This is a genomic window from Dyadobacter fermentans DSM 18053, assembly GCF_000023125.1.
GTDB lineage: Bacteria > Bacteroidota > Bacteroidia > Cytophagales > Spirosomataceae > Dyadobacter > Dyadobacter fermentans.
Genome location: NC_013037.1, coordinates 6826631 through 6846379, shown reverse-complemented (window position 1 = coordinate 6846379; position 19749 = coordinate 6826631). Strand labels below are relative to the sequence as shown.

Below are 19749 nucleotides of genomic sequence, written 5' to 3'. Positions count from 1 at the left end.
TTGTAGCGAAAAATCGATAAGTTTGGCCTTTGCTCAACACACACGACAATACTTGACAATACGTGACCAGGAGAGACGAACATAGCCGCTTCCTAAACTTTTTAACCAACTAACCCCTTCACGAGCATGTCCACTACCGGTCTGCAATCGCTGGATTACATAGTATTTTTCATCTATCTGATAGGCGTTTCCGCTTACGGTTACTGGATTTATAAAAAGAAAAGCTCGAAAGAGGTCAGTTCGACCGACTATTTCCTTGCGGAAGGCTCGCTTACGTTCTGGGCGATCGGTGCTTCCATTATCGCTTCGAATATCTCTGCGGAGCACTTCATCGGAATGTCGGGGTCGGGATTTGCGATTGGTCTGGCCATTTCTTCGTATGAATGGATGGCCGCCGCTTCGCTGATCGTCGTGGCGTTGTTTATCCTCCCGGTGTATCTCAAAAACAAGATCTACACCATGCCGCAGTTTTTGCGGGAAAGGTACAATCCTACCGTGGCGACGATTATGGCGGTTTTCTGGCTGCTGTTATATGTATTTGTAAACCTGACGTCGATCCTCTACCTGGGTGCGCTGGCACTCGAAGTGACGGCCGGCATCGATTTCCAGTACGCGATCGTAGGTTTGGGGCTTTTTGCCATCGTGATCACGATCGGCGGAATGAAAGTAATCGGTTACACGGATGTGGTCCAGGTGATTGTGCTCGTTCTGGGCGGTCTGGCTACCACTTACCTGGCATTGGACCTGGTTTCACAACATTTCAACCGGCCGGGTATTTTCAATGCGCTTGGCTTGCTCCGCGAGCAGGCGGATTCGCATTTTCATATGATTTTACCAAAAGATCATCCGTTTTACAAAGACCTCCCAGGCCTCACGGTGATTATTGGCGCGATGTGGATCAATAACCTCGCTTATTTCGGCTGCAACCAGTACATTATCCAGCGCAGTTTGGGCGCCAGCCTTCCTACCGCACGCAAAGGCATTCTTTTCGCGGCATTATTAAAATTGCTGATCCCGATCATCGTCGTCATCCCGGGCATTGCTGCTTTTGTATTATATCAAAACGGCATGTTCCAGCAGGAAATGCTCGACGGCAATGTGGTCAAGCCCGATCACGCCTATCCTGTGCTGCTCAACCTGCTTCCCGCGGGCTTAAAAGGAATGGCTTTCGCCGCACTTACGGCCGCTATTGTAGCCTCGCTCGCGGGTAAGGCCAACAGCATTTCAACCATTTTTACATTAGACATTTACAAACAGTACATCGCACCCCACGCCACCGAACGCCAGCTTGTGCGCGTAGGCCGCTACACGATCTACGTCGCCATGGGCATCGGCATCCTCATTGCCCCGCAGCTCCGCGTGCTCGACCAAGCCTACCAGTTCATTCAGGAATACAGCAGCTTCATCACGCCGGGCGTGTTCGCGATTTTTATCCTCGGGATGTTCTGGAAACGGACCAGCTCGGCCGCCGCGCTGACCGCCGCATTGCTCACGATCCCGCTATCGACACTCGGCAAGTTCATGTATCCCGAAGTGCCATTCCTCGACCGCATGGGCTACATTTTCGTGATGCTCTGTGGGGTGATCGTGGGCATTTCCCTCGCCGATCCCAAAAGCAGGAATAATCCGAAAGGGCTGGAAATTGAAGCTTCGATGTTCCGTCCCGGCAAAAGTTTCGTGATCGGCTCGGTGCTGATATGCGGTGTGCTGGCAGCTTTGTATACGATTTTCTGGTAAATACACCCATGCTACTCACAACTCGCCAGCTTTTTGAAAAATGCTATGGCCGCTATGCGATACCGGCCGTGAATGTGTTTTTCATGGAAGAAATACATGGGCTGTTTGCCGCCGCACAGGAAGCGGATGCCCCGTTTATCGTGCAAACAACGCCCTTCGCACGCGATTACGCACATGCGGACATGCTGCTGTCCATGATCGGCGCCGCGGCGCGCATTTACCCAAACGTTACGTACGCGATACACATGGACCACGGCTATGAGGCACACATTTTCGACGCAATCGAAAAAGGCGGGTACACGTCGGTCATGATCGACGCTTCGCACGATGATTTCGAAACCAATGTAGCGCGCACCAAGGCGGTGGTGGAAGCCGCTCATGCGAAAGGCATCAGCGTGGAAGCCGAACTAGGCGTGCTGGCCGGTGTGGAAGACGACCTGACGGTGGACGCCGAGCATTCATTCTACACCAATCCGCAGCAAGTCGTGGATTTTGTGAATGCAACGGATTGTGACAGCCTCGCCATCGCCGTGGGTACCAGCCATGGCGCTTACAAGTTCTCGGGCGGGCAGGGATTGCAGTTCCACATTCTGGAAGAAATACAAAAGCGCTTGCCGGGGTTTCCGCTCGTGTTGCACGGCGGTTCCAATGTGCTCCCGGAAGTGATCGAACGCATTAATGCAGCCGGCGGGCAGTTGAAAACCGATGCCAAAGGCGTGCAGGAAGAAGAAGTAAGAAAAGCTATTCCACTGGGTATCTGCAAGATCAACATTGCCACGGACACCAGGCTGCTGTGGACGATGGTGAACCGCGAGTTTTTCCGCGACCGCGCCGACGAATTTGCGCCGACCACGCCAGGGAAGATTTTTATGGAAGAATACAAAAAGTTTATGCTGAAAAAGTTCGAACTGTTCGGTTGCACGGGCAAGGCAGGCGAATTCGGCGAATGACCCACTGATTCTGTTTGAACAGTAAACAATCCAATGACATGACCAAACGACTCACGGTGGCGCAGGCTACCATCATGTTCCTAAAAAACCAGTATATCGAACGCGACGGCGTCGAGGAACCCTATTTCGGCGGTTGTTTCGGCATTTTCGGGCATGGTAACGTGGCCGGGCTCGGGCAGGCATTGCAGGAAAACCCGGATTTCCGGTATTACCAATGCCGCAATGAGCAGTCGATGGTGCACACCGCGGTGGCTTATGCCAAGGTAAAAAACCGCCTGGGCGCATTCGTCTGCACGACGTCGATCGGTCCGGGTGCCACCAATATGATCACCGGTGCCGCCTTGGCGACCATCAACCGGCTGCCAGTGCTGTTGCTGCCCGGAGACATTTTCGCCACCCGCGAGCCCAACCCGGTGTTGCAGCAGCTCGAAAGCGCCGCATCGCAGGATATTTCGGTGAATGATTGTTTCAAACCGGTTTCCAAATACTGGGACCGCATTAACCGGCCCGAGCAGCTCATTTACTCGCTGCCCGAAGTAATGCGCGTCCTTACCTCGCAGGCGGAAATGGGGGCGGTAACGCTCTCTATGCCGCAGGATGTGCAGACGCACGCCTACGATTTCCCCGAATCATTATTCCAAAAACGCGTGTGGCACGTCGGCCGCCCGCGCCCCGATCTGGTAACCCTGCAAAAAGCGGCGGAGTGGATCAAAACGGCGCAAAAACCGGTGATTGTAGCCGGCGGCGGTGCTATTTACAGCGGCGCCACCGATGTTCTGCATGATTTTGCGACTAAAACCGGCATTCCGGTAGGCGAAACGTTCGCGGGAAAAGGGGCTGTGCGTTACGACGCGCCATACAGCATCGGCGGCCTCGGCGCCACCGGTACCAAATACGCGATCGACGTGGCTAACCAGGCCGACCTTGTGATCGGCATCGGCACGCGTTACAGTGACTTTACGACGGCTTCCAAGTCGATTTTCAAAAATCCGGACGTCCGTTTTATCAATATCAATATCAGCGAGTTCGATGCATTCAAGCATGCTGCATTGCCCGTGATCGGCGATGCAAAAGCGGTGCTGGAAGAACTCGGCGGGCTGTTGGGTAACCACGAGGTCGCGGCGGACTATCGCCGGCACATTGCGGAGATCAACAAAGCCTGGGATGATGAAGTAACGCAGATTTACGCGGAAGGCAATGGCACGGTTCCTCCTATCGATCAGGCAGTTGTGATCGGCACGTTAAACAGCTTCATGGACGACCGCGATGTGATGATCAATGCATCGGGCAGTGCCCCGGGCGACCTGCACAAGCTCTGGCGCGCCACCGACCCGAAAAACTTCCACCTCGAATACGGCTTCTCATGCATGGGTTACGAGATAGCCGCCGGTCTGGGCGCCAAAATGGCCGATCCCAGCCGCGAGGTATACGTGATCTGCGGCGATGGCGGCTACCTGATGAACAACCACGAGATCGTCACGGCGATCCAGGAAGGCGTGCGTTTCACGATCCTGCTTTTGAACAACAACGGCTATGCCAGCATTGGAGGGCTTTCCGAAAGCATTGGCAGCGAGCGCTTTGGAACCATGTACAAATACCGCGACAATGCAACCGGCCAGCTTGCCGGAAACTTCCTTCCCGTGGACCTGGCAGCCAATGCCGAAAGCCTGGGCGCGAACGTTATCCGGGCAACCGACCGCCAATCGCTCGAAAATGCATTAGCACAATCCAAAACCGCCGACCGCACCACGGTGATTTACATCGAAACCAGCCTCTACCGAACCGTAAAAGGTTACCACGCGTGGTGGGAAGTGCCGGTAGCCGAAGTATCGACCTCCCCGACCGTGCAGAAGGCATTTGAGACTTACAAAGAGAACAAAAAAACGCAGCGAATATTTCTGTAATGAATTTCGAAAACATTCAACTGGGCGTTGCTCCTATTAACTGGACCAACGACGATATGCCGGAGCTCGGCGGCGAGAATACTTTTGAGCAATGCGTGAGCGAAATGGCGCTGGCGGGCTTCACAGGCTGTGAAGTAGGCAACAAGTTCCCCCGCGATGTGAATGTGCTGAAAAAAGCATTGGAACTCCGCGGATTGCAGATCTGCAACCAGTGGAACAGCTACGAGCTCACGACCAAATCGTTCACCGAGAACCGCGAGAATTTCACCAAACTGCTCGATTTCCTTGAAGTCATGGGCGCGCGCGTGATTGGCGGCGGCGAGACGGGCAACAGCTGCCAGGGACAAATGAATGTGCCGGTGTTCGAAGGCAAAGGGATGCTGAGCACCCGCGAAGAATGGGCCAGCTTCACCTACGGCCTGGACGAGCTCGGCAAGATTGCCCGCGACCGCGGCATGAAGCTCGCGTTTCACCATCACATGGGCACGTGCGTTCAAACCATGGAAGAAACCGACCGGCTGCTCAACGAAACCAATCCCGATTATGTGTTCCTCAACTACGACTGTGGGCATTTCCATTTCGCAGGCGAGGACCCGGTGGCGGCATTGAAAAAATACATCGGCCGCACGGCGCACATCCATTTGAAAGACGTCCGCCCGACCATCCTTCAACGCGTGCACGACGAACGGCTGAGCTTTCTCACGGCTGTCAAAAATGGCGTGTTCACCGTTCCAGGTGACCCGGAAGGGTGCATCGACTTCCCCTCGCTGTTTGCGATCATCAGGGAAAGCGACTACGCCGGCTGGATCGTCCTCGAAGCCGAACAGGACCCCGCCAAAGCAAACCCGCTCGAATACGCGATCATCGCCCGCAATTTTTTCAGAAGTTTAACAGGCATTTAAGCACCCATCCCTTCATAAACCGCCACTGGCCCGGAGTTCAAGCTTTTTTCCAAAAGCCTCCGGATCAGTGGCGATAATTTTGTGAGTTCCAGATAAGTATTGTTTTTCGCGATTAAAATAAAGACTGCGATTGATGACTTAGAGAAGTTTTGTTGATAGCGGATATTCTTGTCAAACGTGAGCAGCGCCGCGAAACCCTCATTTGACGCTTCCCTGAGCAAGTCGCCATCCCGCATACCGTTCCAGCCCAATTCCCGCACGGTAGAAACTTCATATTCCGGAAAGTCAAGCTTTAATCTTTTCGGAACGTTTTCATCCAGTAACAGCTTCATACAACCGCTCGATATGCTTCGATGACAGTAGCCTGTTCGCAGCTTCGAGTAACGCTACCGCTTGGTTTCTCGTAACAGACGGGAAATCATCCAGATAATCATCAAGCGACACACCGGCTTCGAGGTGATCGAAAAGGGAATCGATAGGCACCCTGGTTCCGCTGAAAACCGGCTGCCCGCTCAATATTTCCGGGTCGATTGTAACAAGTTCATGAATCCCCATACTCTTCTTACGTTCCATCTTCCAAAAGGTAACGATGTTTCAGTAACAAATTAGTAAATATTTCGCTTCAAGCATTGCGCACTCAGCCACAATCCCTCTCCGCGAAGCGATCAACCCGCATCACAGCCCCATTCCGTTTCCAGGCCGTTCTATCAAAAAGGTGGTGGGCTGGCATCGTTTTAGCTGTATTTAGCGTAATTTTGGTTCCCAATTTGATTCACGTCCGGTATGCAGGCAATGATATGAAGTGGAGTGCTTTACATATCCTTTTATTTTTTCTCAGTTTCCTGCCTTCTGCTCTGGCTCAGACCGGCAAACACACCTATCGTTTCAAAAGTAACCTTGTCATTGAGCAGCCCGAATGCGGCCCCGATCTCACAGGCGTGCGGGCGGCGGGCTCCTGTGCTGCCGGCAGCGTCCCGGGCCGGTTCGTGGAAGATGTGCTCCCCTGCGGCGGAAGGCGGTTTGTTTACCATAATAATCTGAATTTCGGACTGACATACCCCAATACCGAGGGACTCGTTTCCGATTCCTACACGATCCAGCTTTACCTGAAAGTGACAGATTGGGGCAAAACCCGCGCGCGAATCATCGATTTTTCCAACGGCGTGGCCGATCAGGGCATTTACTTCACGGCTCCGAATGGCGGAAATGAGCGCTGTATGGAAATCCATCCGGGCGGCGTTTCAGGCCCTTGTCCTTTTTTTAATAATGCCACTTATTACCTGATCACGTTCACCCGCGACGGCTCGACCGGGAAAATGGATATTTATGTCGATAACAACCTGTTCGTTTCTTTTACGGACGCCGCTCAAAACTATGTAGGAAAAGCGGGCGCGCCGATTCACATTTTCAGGGATGATAATGTAGGCACTTGTGAGTCGGGGGAAGCGAATTTTGCTTATTTGTCCGTTCAGGGAAGGCATTTTTCGAAAGCAGAAGTCGACAAATCGGTGTCCGAGATCTGTTTCGAGGCCAGCATCAACTCCTACGCCGATTTTTCCATCTCACCCAACCCTATTTGCGGCGTGCAGAACATCGAAGTTCGTTATACCGGCTCTATTCCCGCACGCGGCGACGGCTATGATTTTCAATGGGACTGGGGCGGCGGGCAGGTCATCTCAGGCTCCGGAATGGGGCCGTACGTAGTGAACTGGGGCTCCGCCGGCACCAAACACGTGACGCTTTCCGTTACAAACCGGGCATGCGGCAACACGCTGGACAACCGCAAGCAGGTCATCATCAGCAACCCAACCCTCACCGCAGAAGCCGCATCGGGCAACTGCGATACAGGGACCGAACGGACCATTACCCTCACCGCAACGGACGGCATAGCACCTTACCGGTATTCGATCGACTCGGTAAATTACCAGGCTTCCAACGTATTTCAGGCCGCCGCGGGCCGGTACCGCGTGTTTGTAAAGGATGCCAATGGCTGTACGGTTGGGCAGGACGCGACGGTCACATTCACGAGCGACATAACCGTGCGCGCGATGGCCGACACCGCCATTTGCGTCGGACAGTCGATAACGCTTGCGACGGAAAGCAACGGGCAAACATTCTCATGGTTACCGCAAACCGGGCTGGACAATCCCGGAGCACTGGAACCGGTTGCCACGCCGGATGCGACCACCCAATATATCATTACGGCTACCAAAGGCTTTTGCACCCAAACCGACACGGTTCAGATTCGGGTTGCGCCCAAAATTGAGGTGAATGTAACGCCCGACGCTATTGTCGAATACAACGTGCCGTTCCAGCTGAATGCAACCTCGCCGCAGATCACCAACTATGCCGGGACGACGTTCGCCTGGTCCCCGTCCGATGGATTGAACAATCCCGATATCCAGAGTCCTATTGCGGTTTTGAGGGAAGATCAATCCTACACGGTGAATGTGACGTCGGAGCTCGGCTGTACCGGCTCGGGAACGGTCAATTTGTCGATCAAACGCCAGGAAAGCATTATTTTGCCAACCGCATTCTCACCCAACGGCGACGGCCGGAACGAGCAACTCCTGCCGGTGACGAACGACATCGGTTCGATCCGCTATTTCCGCATTTACAATCGCTGGGGGCAGCTGGTGTTTTTTACCGATCAGCTCAATACCGGGTGGGATGGCAGATTCAAGGGTGACACCGCCATTTCGGGCATTTATGTGTGGGAAATCGAAGGTGTTTCTACAAAAGGGAAGGTAATCAACAAGAAGGGTACTGTGGTTCTATTCCAATAATGCAGGGGCGGCCAATGAGTCCTTGTATGCGAATACAGACTTCATTGACCGCCCCTGTTATTATGCTTTCCGGCAATTTGCTTACCGGCTGATCCAGCTGAATTCGTATTCGAGGTCGGGAACGCGTGTGCGATCGGCGACGCGTCTCAGACGTGCCGGGAGCGCCATCAGGTAATCGCGGGCTTTTTCGGCCTTTTCATTAATATCCCTCACAGCGCCGATGTTCCATTCTTTGAGCAGATCTTCCAGAATATCAATGTAATCCTGCGTAGTGTACACGCCCAATCGTTGTGCGGCGTCGGAGAAGTGGGAGAATGTGTCACCCATTTTCACGCCGGTTTCACGCATGAAGTGCGCAGGCATAACGATCTTTTTCTTCATCATATCTTCCAGCGCCAGCACCAGTTCCGACGCGTCCACTTCGAGAATGCGCGTCACGAACGCCTTGTAGGCTTTGGCATGGCGCATTTCGTCGGAGGCGATCACGCCGCAGATTTTAGACAAATGCGGGTTGCCGAATTTCTTGGCCAGCGTAGCCGTCCGCCGGTGCGACAGGTTGGTAGCCAGCTCCTGAAACGACGTGTAAATGAAGTTGCGGTAAGGATCGCGGTCGGTACCGATATCAAAACCGTCGGCGATGAGATATTGCGTCGAAACCTCCATGGCGCGCATATTCACGCGGCCGGAGAGGTAAAGGTATTTGTTGAGCAGATCGCCGTGGCGGTTTTCCTCGGCCGTCCATGCGCGCACCCATCTCACCCAGCCGGATTCCGGCTCGCCGACCTGGTTAACACCGATCACGTCCATCAGCCAGGATTCGTAGGTAGGCAATGCCTCTTCCGTAATGGTATCCCCGATCAGCACGGCAATGTAATCATAAGGCAGGTCGCGGCAGCTTTCCTGTAACAGCTTCACTTCATGCAGGAAATTCTCCCTTGTTGCTTCGGGGAGAAAATCAGATGGTTGCCAGTTTTCATCGATCGGTTTGAGGTATTCCGCAATGAGCCCGTCGAGATCTTTGCCTATATGCTTCATTACTTCGAGCCTTTCGGCCGAAAGCGTAATATCCATTGGTATTTCGATTTAAACACTATTGACTATTTTACAAATAACGTGAATTATACGTAAGATTTGAATGACTATTGTCATTTCACGTTTTAGAAATTGGGGTAATCAAAACAGATTTAGACTATTTTTGCGAAAAAAATAAGAATGAAAAAAATCCTCGATTACGTTCTAAGTACCCTATACCTGATCCATTTCGGCATTACGCTAATCGTTTTCCATGTTATCCAGGTCATCGCATTCAACGTCTTCGGAAAGAAGGCGCACAAGGTTTCGGTCGACTGGCTTAACTTTTTCCTCACTTTCGGACTCTATCTGACCGGCGCTAGTATCAAGCTCAAAAACCTTGCCCAACTTCCCGACGACAGGCCCCTTATATTTGTAGCCAACCACCAGAGCAGCTACGACATTTCCGCCATTTACTGGTATATGCGGAAATACAGCCCGCGCTTCGTTTCCAAAATCGAACTTGCAAAAGGCGTTCCGAGCATTTCCTATAACCTCCGCAAAAGCGGCGCGGCGCTGATCAACCGCAAGGATGGGAAGCAGGCCATCACCGAGATCGCGCGGCTGGGCAAGCTGATCCATGACGAAAAAGCCTCCGCCATGATTTTCCCGGAAGGTACACGCACGGCAAGCGGCCAGATGAAACCTTTCCAGCCCGGCGGCGTGGCAACGCTGCTCAAACGCGCCCCGGACGCGCTCATCGTCCCGGTGGCGATCAACGGCACGGGGGCATTCAACCCGAAAGGAATTTTTCCTTTGAGATCTTTCTCCAAACTCAGTTTCACTGTGCTGCCGGGTATCGAACCGGCCGGAAGGAAGGCGGAAGAGATTTTAAATGAAGCCCAGGAAGCCATTCGTGTGGCTATCGCAGGCTGATTTTCAAAAGGTTAAATAAACTGCATTTCCGGTTAACAATCGTTAACAATCCCACTTTAAACTTCTGCGGCAGTCGGCCCTCTAACCCACAAAACTTTAAAACTTTTGGGTTATGAAAAAGATACTTTTTGCCGCAGTGGTTCTCGCATTAGGATTCACAAATGCTTCCGCCCAATATGGTCCGCGTTACGATCGTGACGGCTACCGCGACGGTTACCGCCATGAAAGAATGTCGGATATCAACCGACTACAAAGAGAAGCAAGACAAAATATCGCCAACGGTGTGCAATGGGGCACGCTTACCTCACGGGAAGCGAACATGCTCATGAACCGCTATGAGCGCATCCAGGAAAAAGAACGGCTTTTCGCCCGCCGCGGCCGGCTGTCGAACCGCGAGGAGAGAATCCTACGCAACGACCTGCACGAGCTGATGTCGGACACGCGCCGCATGAGCCGCGACCGCGACCGCTGGGCCCGCGACCGCCACAGAGGCAGATACTGACAAGATTGAAGGTTATAGTTGAAGGTTTAGGGTAATACATAAAGCACCGGGACATTGGCCTGGTGCTTTTTTATTGGATTTTGAAATACCGCACGAGCTTGACGTGCGATTTCTCAAACCCCTCCCGCTGGTAGAAACGGTGCGCCTGCTCCCGGGTTGCGCGGGAGGTCACTTCCATTTGAATGGCGCCCTCCGCCTGGGCAAATGCAGCCACATGGTCCATCAATGCCTTACCGACGTGCTGCGAGCGGTGCTCGGGCTCCACATACATTTCCTGGATTTCGGCCACCAGCGCGGCATGGTGCAACAGCGCCTGAATGTGGCAGCTCACCACGCCCACCGAAGAGCCGGCGAGCTCGGCGATAAAGTAAGAAATGTTCGGACTGGTTATATTCCGGTCGAATGCCGCATCGAAGCCTTTGCGGTCGAGGGCCGTGTTTTCGAGGCCGCATATCATGTCGTAAATGATTGCGCGGTCGGCGATGGAGGCGCGGCGGATGGTTAGGGCTGAATGCACGGGAATGGAGCTTGGATAATGGGCCAAATTACACAGCAATTATTCACTTTCGGTTCACACGCGGTTACAAAAATTAAATTACATTTGAACAAAGCATTAACCTGACAACCCATGAAGCAGATTATACTCGCATTTGCGCTGATTATCTCCTTTCAAAGCCGCGGTCAAATTACATTCATCGACAGCAATACCCCCTGGAACGAGCTTTCCAAACAAGCCACTGAGCAAGACAAGCTGATTTTTATCCATTTCGAAAACAGCGAATGCGTGCAATGCAACGAAGTCGCCTCCCAGGGTTTCAGCGGCAAAGATTTGAAAGAGTTGTTTGATGACAATTTTATTTCCATTCGTTGCAATGTGAGCACGCCCAACGGCCTGAGCCTAGCACGAAAATTTGCCATCAGAAGCTCACTGATGTCGCTTTTCGTAGATGCCAACGGCAATATCCTCCATGTGAACAATGGGTCTACGGGCAATTCGGGCGCATATGAGTCAGGGGCGGAACTGGCACTCAGCCGCAAGGGCCAAAAGCAACTGGCCGATTACGACAAGGAATACAAAGCAGGCGTGCGCGGGCTCGTGTTCCTGCGGGAGTATATGACCAAAAAACGCGAGGCATCCATGCCCGTAGACCAGTTACTCGACGAGTACGTAGCGTTTCTTCCTATTGATTCGCTGGCCAATTTTCAATCGGTCCAAACCATCCTTGCATTCGCTCCGGCACTCAATTCTGCTGCCTACAAAGCCATTACCACCAAAACACCGCCTTCTTTGCTGGATAGCATTTTCCAGGCTGGCTCGCCGGATAACCGCAAGATGATGCGCGAAGGCATTATCGGCAACACGTTCCGGCTTGCCGTTTGGAAACGGGACGAACCACTGGCCGTCCGCACGGCCGAATTTGCCCGCGACGTACAGCGAAAAAGCCCGTCGAAAGGCCAGGTGGAGTATGCCAAAACAATGGTGCAGTATTATTACCAAACCCGGGACACCCTGCGGTATCTGGAGCAGGCCGTACAGCTGATGGAAAGCCATTACATGCCATTGACCGTCGACTCTCTCAATAAAATGGACGACGCGGCCTTCCATGAGCAAAATACAGCCTTTACCACCAAACGCGGCAAGCCCGAACAAGGCATCGTGGTACGGTCGATGGCGATCATGCCGCCTTCGCAGTTTATTTACAAGGACCTGAATGAACACGCCTACCACTTCTACGAGCTCACGCGCGACAAGGCATTACTGGAAAAAGCATTGGCCTGGTCCAAAAAGTCGATGGAACTGGGCGATAGCAAAGGAAGAAGGGCACAAACGCCTTTCAAACTGGGCGACCCGAATTGGATGGATACTTACGCCCACATTCTTTACCGGCTGGACAGACGGGACGAGGCCATCGAATGGCAAACCAAAGCCATGGAAGCGCAGAAGATCAGCGGGATGGCCTACCAATCCTTTGAAATACGCCTCAACAAAATGAAGACAGGCACATTGTAGCCCCAATGTGCCTGGTTCGCACTATACAAACGCACTCTCGCCGGTGATCGCCCGCCCGACGATCAGCGAATTGATTTCCTTGGTACCCTCGTAAGAATAAATGGCCTCGGCATCCGCCACGAAGCGCGCAATGTCGTATTCGAGCAAAATGCCATTCCCGCCGAAGAGCTCGCGGGCGTGATCCACGATGGACCGCATCCGAAGCGTACAGAATACCTTGGCGAGTGAGGCGTGCTCATCGGCCAGGTCGCCGGCATCCTGCAATTGCGAAAGCCGGTAAACCATCGTTTGCATGGCCGTAAGGTCGCCCAACATGGTGACGAGCAGGTCCTGAACGAGCTGGAAGCCAGCGATCGGGCGGCCGAACTGCTTCCGTTGCATGGTGTACTTCAATGCCAGCTCGTAGGCACCGCGGCCGCAACCTACTGCCTGCCACGCCACCCCGGCACGCGTCATGCGCAGCACATTGGCAGTATCCTTAAACGAATTGGCATTTTGAAGACGGTCGGTTTCAGGCACGCGGCAGTCGGTGAGCGTGATTAATGCATTTTGCACCGTGCGAAGCGCCATTTTATCCTCCATTTTTTCGGCTTTAAATCCGGGGTTTTCCTTTTTGACGATAAACCCTTTGACCTGGTTATCGCCCAGATCGCGTGCCCAGATAATCGTAATGTCGGAGAATGTGGCGTTGCCGATCCATTTCTTCTGGCCGTTGATCACCCATTCGTCGCCCTCCTTTTTGCAGGTGGTGGTAAGCCCGCCCGCGGCGCCTGAGCCTACCTCCGGCTCCGTAAGCCCGAATGCGCCGATCAGCTCCATGCGCTGCATCACCGGCAGCCATTGCTGCTTTTGTTCCTCCGAGCCGCAAAGGTAAATGGAGCCCATCGCCAGGCCGCTGTGCACACCGAAAAACGTCGAAATGGACGAATCGACACGGGCCATTTCCATGGCGATGAAGCCTTCGAGCAATGCGGAACGGCCTGCGCAGCCATATCCCTGGTAAGTGAGCCCGCAGATGTTCAGCCTGGCCATCAGCGCGATGATATGCATTGGAAACTGGGCATTGTTCCAGTAATAGTTGGCGATCGGGCGGATTTCCGTTTCCATAAAATCCCGCACTTTGAGCTGGATTTCCCGTTCCTCGGGACTCAGTGTGGAAGCCAGTTCGTAAAAATCGCCGTTCACCACCGGCGGGGCTTTCTTTTTGCCCGAACCGGCTTGCATGAATTTCAGCATTTTACCGAGGTCTTCCTCACTCATTTTGGACACGACGCCCATGAGCTGGTTGAGGTCTACCTTTTGGGACAACTTGCTGACTGCTTCGATGTCGATGGATTTGAGGAGGTTGCGTAACTGGGAAAAGGATTTGAAGAGGTTCATACCGTTTGTTGGATTTTGATGTAGTAAAGAGGCGTCCCAGACGGACGTTCTACTGGTAATAGCCTTAAAACTAACCAGAACAACACGGGAATGAAAATTGCAAGGATGAATCTAAACCTCAGAAATCATGAAAACGCAAACTAAAAATGTGGAAGGCGGCTCCCCAAGCAAGGGAGGCCCGAAGAGCAAGTCGAAACAGGAAGATGACAGCCGCAAACCGTCGGAAGTTCTCGAACAGGAATCTGTACGGAAATCCGAAAAGGTAAATATGACCAAAAAGAAGGGCTATAACGAAACACCCGAAACCGTTCCGGTGAAAGGGAAAAGCGCCTGACCGGGGCGGCAGCTATTTCATCGACGCTTCCAATGCGGCCGCCAGGTACACCATCGGTGCATTCCAGTTGATGGCGATCTCGTTGGAAGCGTACGAGCAATCATGGTCTATGAAAGATTCGTCGGGAAACTTGTTGGGATATCCAGCGCATTTGTCCTGCTGACCAGGATTTGGCCCGCCCGAAAGCAACCCCGGCAAGGGATCGACGACGCCGTCGGCAATGGAAAGGCGGTGGTGCGGGTGCATAACGCGCTTGCTGCCGAAGCCTGTGAGGAAGCAATAGCCGGTGGCGTTTCTTCCAAGCAGGTAATCTAGGTTACCCAGCGCGCCGTGCAAGTGATGCAGATCCTTCGTGATCCGGTAGGCGTACATGAGTGCAATGCCCTGGTTGGCGGCCACCGAGCTGCTACCCCAGGAATAATCCTGAGCCACTTTGCCCATTACGGTGTGGTAAGGCTGCTTTTCCAGTCCGGAAATAAGGCCATCCGCGTAGGTCACAATGCTCTTCCGCAGCGGCGCGGCCAGCTCGGCCGGCAGTTTCAGCTTGTCGCCAAAGCGAACCAGTGTGTAATATCCGAGCGTCTTCACATTGCCCCAGGTAGGCAGTGCCAGTGGCTGGTTCAGCTCCAAATCGACTTTTTCAATGTATTCGGGTTTGCCCGTCATGGCGTACATTTCGCTGGCTGCCCATATCCATTCATCCTTTACCGAACGGTCTCCGTAAGCGCCAGTCACCACATCGGGATCGAATTGCTTGTTCATTTCGCCCTGCTCATACAGCACGGCGGGATTTTTCCCGGCCCATTGCCAGCCTCGCACGGCCGCAGTGGTACACGAGTCAGCGAGCCCGGGGAATTTGTTGTCGAAATTTTTAAATACCCGCGAGGCCTGCGCCATTACTGCCACGAAGTCAAGCGTGGCCGCGGTGCCCTTCTGGACGACGTACCGCGGATTTTTGGCGGCGTCGGGCATAATCATGCCGTCGAAGCGCGGGTTGGTCAGCTTGTGGTACACACCGCCATCGGCCGGGTCCTGCATGGTGAGCATCCAGCGCAGGTTCCAGGCCACTTCATCGAGCAGATCGGGAACGCCATTGTTGCTTTCGGGGATATTGATATTAAAATCTTCGAAAAAGAGTGGGAAGTCTTCGTACAACGACAGCAAAGTGCCCATAGTAATGCCGGAATTCACAATATACTTGTTGTAATCGCCCGCATCATACCAGCCCCGGGTGGAGGATATTAAGGTATTTTCGGGCCGTCCGTCGGACACAGCCGAGGCGTGGATCAGCACCTTATCGTCGGGATGACCTGCTTTGCGGGCCCATTTACCGGCGTATTTCTCGGGCAATTCGGTGGAGGCCCGCTGGAAGTAAAACCCTTTAAGCGATGCCTCGGCCACTTCGCGGTGCACGCGGGCACCCACGCTAAATGGCGCGGATTTCCCAAGACCCGGCACGTCGATCGTGTAGTTGCCCGGTTTGCGAAGCTGGCTGAAATCGGCCACGCGCGTATGTTTTCCAGAATGCTGGCTGGTCCGTACTGGTCCAAGCATGCCTTTCAGCACTGTTTTCCCGGATTTGGCATCCTTCACCTCAAATGCCTCGAAACCGTCACCGGCAACGACCGCGACCTTGGGCGCCGCAGGGTAAAAACCGATCTGATTTAACCGGATCGCATCCGAATGCTGCTGTGCGTGCGAGGAGGACAATGACAAACCAACGGCCGCCAGGAATGCGGCCAAATGCGGGACAAACTTCATATTCGTGGAGAAGAAATTCTTTTTAATGTCAAAAAGCAGGCGAACCGGCAACTTTACCTCAATCCTGCAATTCTTTTACCGGGTGCTCAATATTTGTACCGGTGATTACCAGCCGGTGATACTCGCCCCAGCGGCGCAGCTCTTCAATGAGCGGTTCCAGCGACTGGGCATGCGCGGTACGTTCGTATTCGATCACAGGCGGAAACGAATCGTAGACCTTCCGCTCGACCAGCTGGTTCATTTCCAGCTCCTTCAACTCTTTCGACAGCATTCTCGGGGTGATGTTCGGAATGGCGTTCTGCAACTCCATAAAACGCTTGTTGCCGAGGCTCATGGCGATGAGGATGGAAATTTTCCACTTGCCGCTGATCACGTCCAGCGCGTCGCGCACGGGGAGGATCATTTCCCGGCATTCCGGGTGGTTTTCTTTGAAATTTTCTTTCATATCAACTTTCATTGAAAATTTGCATAATCTCTTCGATCATCGCCTCGTAGGTGTCGTACCGGCTCTCGTCGTAGCATCCCAGCGGGTCGGTCAGGACGTGCGCCAGGCATTTGTTGCAATAAGTGCAAGGCCTGCTGGCCGTGTCGGCGCCGGACGCAAATATAATGGGTAAATCGGGGTTCGCGATGAGTGGCCGCGCTATCGTTACGCCGTCGCATTCGCCATCGCTGATTGCCCGGCGGATCACCGATGCCGTCTGAAAGCCGCCGGTGCACAGGACGGGAATTGTAACGGCCTCTTTGATCGCCCTGCATTCCGCCAGATTGACGCCCTCGCGCAAGAGTGGCTGCTTTCTCGCCCACAGCCACCTGGCCAATGCGCGCGTGGGTAACAACCGGAATGAAAGGTAGTTCAAAAATGATAACCTTCCGCTGCGGATCATCGCTGTGTAGGTGTCGACTGCGCTCTCCGCAGGTAATGGTCCGATGGGATTACGCGGGTGCGGAAACTGGCTGCCGGTAGAAATATGGAGCGCGTCCACGCCAGCCGCTTCCAGCCATTGGGCTACCTGGATGCCCTCGGCGAGCGTGTTGCCCTTTCCTGAATTCAGGAAATAATCGTCGTGATGATCGGCGGCATTGATTTTGACCTGCAAATGATAGTCATCCCCCACTTCCGCCCGGATTGCGCGTACGACGTCCAGCAGGAAACGCGCACGGTTAGCAAGCGGGCCGCCGTATTCGTCTTTTCTCTTATTAATGGCCGAACTAAGGAATTGGGTAAACAAATAGCCATTTGACGCGTGCAGCTCGATACCATCCATTCCGGCCGTTCTGGACCGGCCTGCTGCCTCGCGGAACCGGCCGATCGCCGCATGAATGTCGCGCAAGGTCATGGCCCTGCCCGGTAAACCGTGAAACCGCTCCACGCCGTTGACAGGGGCAAGAGGAATCCGGTATTTGTTTTCCACCCCACGAATCCTGCTGCCGTCCCGACATCGAAAGCTGGCCGATAAACCGGCAATCGTACGCATGCACGGCCGCTACCAGCCTGGACCAGAATGGGATGCGGTCGTCGCGGTCGATCATGGCATAGTTGGGAAGAATGCGCTGCGCAGCGTCTACGGGAATGTGCGAACTGATGATCGCCCCTACCCCGCCCTTCGCGAAGCGCGTCTCCCAGCTAATGCGGGCGGGCGTTCCGGAACCATCGTAATTGTCGATCCTGCCCGAAATGCTTGAACGGAAAATGCGGTTGCGGACAGTAAGGTTCCGGAAATGCAGCGGTTGGAAAATCGGATCTTCCATGAGCCGGAAGCATTAAAATGTGAGAGGTAGCACGCCGTTAGCAAACCATTTCGGGTAGTCGCACCATTTGCGGTTTGCCAAAAGTATGGTCCTCCGCAGTTTTGAAACCCAGGTGATCATGCTTTCGCGCCATTTGCCCAATAGCTTCCGCGTGTTCTAATCCCGGGTTTCCGATCGAAAAGTCGGCATTGTGACCGCTCAATGAGAGCAGCATCGTTTCGGCCATGCACGCGAAGGATATGCCCGACGGCAATCCCAGCCGGCCGATTTTGTTGGTCCGTAATGAGGGAACGGACACCAGGCCTCCATCAATCAATTGAATGTCCGACCGCAGCGTGGTGATCAGTCGTGAAGCGTTCCGGGGCTGCGTTGCGTCGAGTACAATGCAATTTTCACGTAAGTGCGACGGGTTCAGCAAGCTTCCGGCATCGCTTGTTACGAGGACTACAATATCGGCATGACGGACATCGTCCATGCGAACGGAAGTCGACATGCTTACAGATGTGTATTGCCTGGAAACCTCGTGGCAGAAACTGTCCAGCTTTCGGGCGTTTCTTGCAACCAGCAAATAGCGCGCATCGCGTTCCTGCGCAGCCAGCATCTTACAAAGCAACGACCCCACACTTCCCGTCGCACCCACCACGGCAATGGTCGGTCTGAAACCGCCGAACTCATCCAGCAAACGCTGTAACCGCCTGAAAATAGTGACGGCTGTAAAAGCATTTCCATTGGTCACACCATAAGTTGCCCGGCCTGCTACGAGCTTGCCGCCCAGCGTTACGGGCGATATCAATCCGCCTAAACCGATCATCGTTGCCCCTTTGGAAACAGCGAGATCGACCGCGTCCTGAACAATCGGCAGCATCTGCCGCGGCCGTTCAAGCAGCTGCCGCCCCGAATAGGGCACCATGATGATGCTGCCGCTTGCCTCGTCCCCGTCCGCCCCGATGGCGACATTGCTCCAAAGAAACGGGCGGAGCGGGCGTTTGCCCAGAGTATAATGATAGAATTGATCGGGAAGCCATCCGAGCGGCCGAGCGATGTGTTTCAAATCCTCCCGATAGCTTCGTAAATGAACCAGGAAAGCAAATTTCCGACTCTCCTTCCCTGCTGCTGCCGGCTGCTTAATCCCCTGCACATGATCCCTGCGCCTTTCCATTGCTATCGTTTGCCAAAGTAAATCCTCAAACTTAGCGCGGCGGCGGCAGGATTTTCAGTGACCATTAGCGAATGGCTAGCCGTATCTTTTTAACGGACAATGGATTAAAAAACTCTCAACCCACCTTCCGGGGACCTACCGAATCGTAGATCACCATTCTCTCCCATAAGTGGGCGTATCCAGCGATAAAGTCGTGATAGATCTTATGCGATTTAAAAATCTCCTCTTCTATGATATTCTTAAAAAAACACATCCACGAAACGGAGTAATCCCTGACGATGTCCGAGCCGGTCGTATGCGCCGGCTTTCCGATGTGCGCAAACTGAATGTAGGAGCTTTTGGCGAGCTTGTGCAGGCCTTCCAGCAGTTGGGCCTCGTGCTGTGCATTATTGGGTTCTTTCAGGTAAAAGAAAATGTGCTGGACAAAAAGCTCCTTGTTTCTTTCGGGGCCGGAGGTGATGCCGCTGACGGAGGTGAGCGAAGCCAGGCCGGCATTTTGCAGGAATTGTCTCCTCGATTGATCTTCCATGAATTATTGAGCGTGAAACTGACAGCAGAGAAATCCGCATTACAATTTTCAAGGATAATGCATATTTGAACATTATCAAAATAGAATACCGCTGC

The 19749-nt window shown here is 53.5% G+C and carries 20 protein-coding genes; 9 read left to right on the top strand and 11 right to left on the bottom strand.

Translation table 11 applies throughout. The annotated features are described in order from the left end of the window. Nucleotides 1–126 precede the first annotated feature (126 nt). The 4 genes from DFER_RS28435 to iolE are packed head-to-tail and all read left to right on the top strand — an operon-like array spanning nucleotide 127 to nucleotide 5493. Nucleotides 127–1737: a sodium:solute symporter family transporter gene (locus DFER_RS28435; protein ID WP_015815126.1), complete on the top strand. Its 1611-nt coding sequence runs from the start codon at nucleotides 127–129 to the stop codon at nucleotides 1735–1737. 8 nt (nucleotides 1738–1745) lie between these two features. Continuing rightward, entirely contained in the window at nucleotides 1746–2687 is a 942-nt protein-coding gene (locus tag DFER_RS28430) for a class II fructose-bisphosphate aldolase (RefSeq protein WP_015815125.1), read from the top strand. Nucleotides 2688–2725: 38 nt separating this feature from the next. Further along, nucleotides 2726–4591 (top strand): 3D-(3,5/4)-trihydroxycyclohexane-1,2-dione acylhydrolase (decyclizing), encoded by a 1866-nt coding sequence (iolD, locus tag DFER_RS28425; protein ID WP_015815124.1) that lies wholly within the window; start codon nucleotides 2726–2728, stop codon nucleotides 4589–4591. Beyond that, nucleotides 4591–5493, top strand: coding sequence for a myo-inosose-2 dehydratase (gene iolE / locus DFER_RS28420; protein WP_015815123.1), 903 nt, complete (start codon nucleotides 4591–4593; stop codon nucleotides 5491–5493). Before iolD ends, iolE begins: the two co-directional genes overlap by 1 nt. On the opposite strand, the gene DFER_RS28415 is transcribed toward iolE, so the two are convergent. Both DFER_RS28415 and DFER_RS28410 read right to left on the bottom strand, forming a co-directional pair. Next, nucleotides 5490–5825, bottom strand: coding sequence for a DUF5615 family PIN-like protein (locus tag DFER_RS28415; RefSeq protein WP_015815122.1), 336 nt, complete (start codon nucleotides 5823–5825; stop codon nucleotides 5490–5492). The genes iolE and DFER_RS28415 overlap by 4 nt on opposite strands. Then, nucleotides 5806–6066 (bottom strand): DUF433 domain-containing protein, encoded by a 261-nt coding sequence (locus DFER_RS28410; RefSeq protein WP_015815121.1) that lies wholly within the window; start codon nucleotides 6064–6066, stop codon nucleotides 5806–5808. The genes DFER_RS28415 and DFER_RS28410 overlap by 20 nt, the downstream gene beginning before the upstream one ends. Nucleotides 6067–6290: 224 nt before the next feature. Here DFER_RS28410 and DFER_RS28405 point away from each other — a divergent pair, with 224 nt between their 5' ends. Next, nucleotides 6291–8279: a T9SS type B sorting domain-containing protein gene (locus DFER_RS28405; protein WP_015815120.1), complete on the top strand. Its 1989-nt coding sequence runs from the start codon at nucleotides 6291–6293 to the stop codon at nucleotides 8277–8279. 81 nt (nucleotides 8280–8360) lie between these two features. Here DFER_RS28405 and DFER_RS28400 read toward each other — a convergent pair whose 3' ends face one another. Beyond that, nucleotides 8361–9350: an acyl-ACP desaturase gene (locus DFER_RS28400; RefSeq protein ID WP_015815119.1), complete on the bottom strand. Its 990-nt coding sequence runs from the start codon at nucleotides 9348–9350 to the stop codon at nucleotides 8361–8363. Nucleotides 9351–9491: 141 nt separating this feature from the next. Between DFER_RS28400 and DFER_RS28395 the strand changes: the two genes are divergently transcribed. Continuing rightward, nucleotides 9492–10226: a lysophospholipid acyltransferase family protein gene (locus tag DFER_RS28395; RefSeq protein WP_015815118.1), complete on the top strand. Its 735-nt coding sequence runs from the start codon at nucleotides 9492–9494 to the stop codon at nucleotides 10224–10226. 112 nt (nucleotides 10227–10338) lie between these two features. Further along, the gene (locus tag DFER_RS28390) at nucleotides 10339–10728 is read left to right on the top strand and encodes a hypothetical protein (protein ID WP_015815117.1); all 390 of its coding nucleotides are present in this window, start codon (nucleotides 10339–10341) and stop codon (nucleotides 10726–10728) included. Nucleotides 10729–10798: 70 nt separating this feature from the next. Here the strand turns inward: DFER_RS28390 and DFER_RS28385 are convergent, their stop codons facing one another. Continuing rightward, the gene (locus tag DFER_RS28385) at nucleotides 10799–11245 is read right to left on the bottom strand and encodes a GNAT family N-acetyltransferase (RefSeq protein WP_041735641.1); all 447 of its coding nucleotides are present in this window, start codon (nucleotides 11243–11245) and stop codon (nucleotides 10799–10801) included. A 111-nt stretch (nucleotides 11246–11356) separates the two neighbouring features. Between DFER_RS28385 and DFER_RS28380 the strand changes: the two genes are divergently transcribed. Further along, on the top strand, nucleotides 11357–12739 hold the full coding sequence (locus tag DFER_RS28380) for a thioredoxin family protein (protein ID WP_015815115.1): 1383 nt from the start codon (nucleotides 11357–11359) through the stop codon (nucleotides 12737–12739). A gap of 21 nt (nucleotides 12740–12760) precedes the next feature. On the opposite strand, the gene DFER_RS28375 is transcribed toward DFER_RS28380, so the two are convergent. Further along, nucleotides 12761–14119 (bottom strand): acyl-CoA dehydrogenase family protein, encoded by a 1359-nt coding sequence (locus DFER_RS28375; RefSeq protein ID WP_015815114.1) that lies wholly within the window; start codon nucleotides 14117–14119, stop codon nucleotides 12761–12763. Between the two features lie 127 nt (nucleotides 14120–14246). On the opposite strand from DFER_RS28375, the gene DFER_RS28370 reads away from it, so the two are divergent. Continuing rightward, nucleotides 14247–14453, top strand: coding sequence for a hypothetical protein (locus DFER_RS28370; protein ID WP_015815113.1), 207 nt, complete (start codon nucleotides 14247–14249; stop codon nucleotides 14451–14453). Nucleotides 14454–14465: 12 nt separating this feature from the next. Here the strand turns inward: DFER_RS28370 and DFER_RS28365 are convergent, their stop codons facing one another. The 6 genes from DFER_RS28365 to DFER_RS28345 all read right to left on the bottom strand — a co-directional run bounded on the left by DFER_RS28365 (nucleotide 14466) and on the right by DFER_RS28345 (nucleotide 19654). Next, nucleotides 14466–16214: a glycoside hydrolase family 9 protein gene (locus DFER_RS28365; protein ID WP_015815112.1), complete on the bottom strand. Its 1749-nt coding sequence runs from the start codon at nucleotides 16212–16214 to the stop codon at nucleotides 14466–14468. Between the two features lie 58 nt (nucleotides 16215–16272). Further along, the gene (locus tag DFER_RS28360) at nucleotides 16273–16659 is read right to left on the bottom strand and encodes a winged helix-turn-helix transcriptional regulator (RefSeq protein WP_015815111.1); all 387 of its coding nucleotides are present in this window, start codon (nucleotides 16657–16659) and stop codon (nucleotides 16273–16275) included. 1 nt (nucleotide 16660) lies between these two features. Beyond that, nucleotides 16661–17527 carry an oxidoreductase gene (locus DFER_RS30755; RefSeq protein WP_262485312.1) on the bottom strand — a complete coding sequence of 289 codons (867 nt, stop codon included), beginning with the start codon at nucleotides 17525–17527 and terminating at the stop codon, nucleotides 16661–16663. Then, the gene (locus tag DFER_RS30640; RefSeq protein ID WP_262485291.1) at nucleotides 17427–17966 is read right to left on the bottom strand and encodes an oxidoreductase; all 540 of its coding nucleotides are present in this window, start codon (nucleotides 17964–17966) and stop codon (nucleotides 17427–17429) included. Before DFER_RS30640 ends, DFER_RS30755 begins: the two co-directional genes overlap by 101 nt. A gap of 37 nt (nucleotides 17967–18003) precedes the next feature. After that, nucleotides 18004–19125, bottom strand: a complete 1122-nt coding sequence (locus tag DFER_RS28350; RefSeq protein ID WP_143828845.1) for a shikimate dehydrogenase — start codon at nucleotides 19123–19125, stop codon at nucleotides 18004–18006. A gap of 115 nt (nucleotides 19126–19240) precedes the next feature. Continuing rightward, nucleotides 19241–19654 (bottom strand): Dabb family protein, encoded by a 414-nt coding sequence (locus DFER_RS28345; protein WP_015815109.1) that lies wholly within the window; start codon nucleotides 19652–19654, stop codon nucleotides 19241–19243. Nucleotides 19655–19749: the final 95 nt, after the last annotated feature.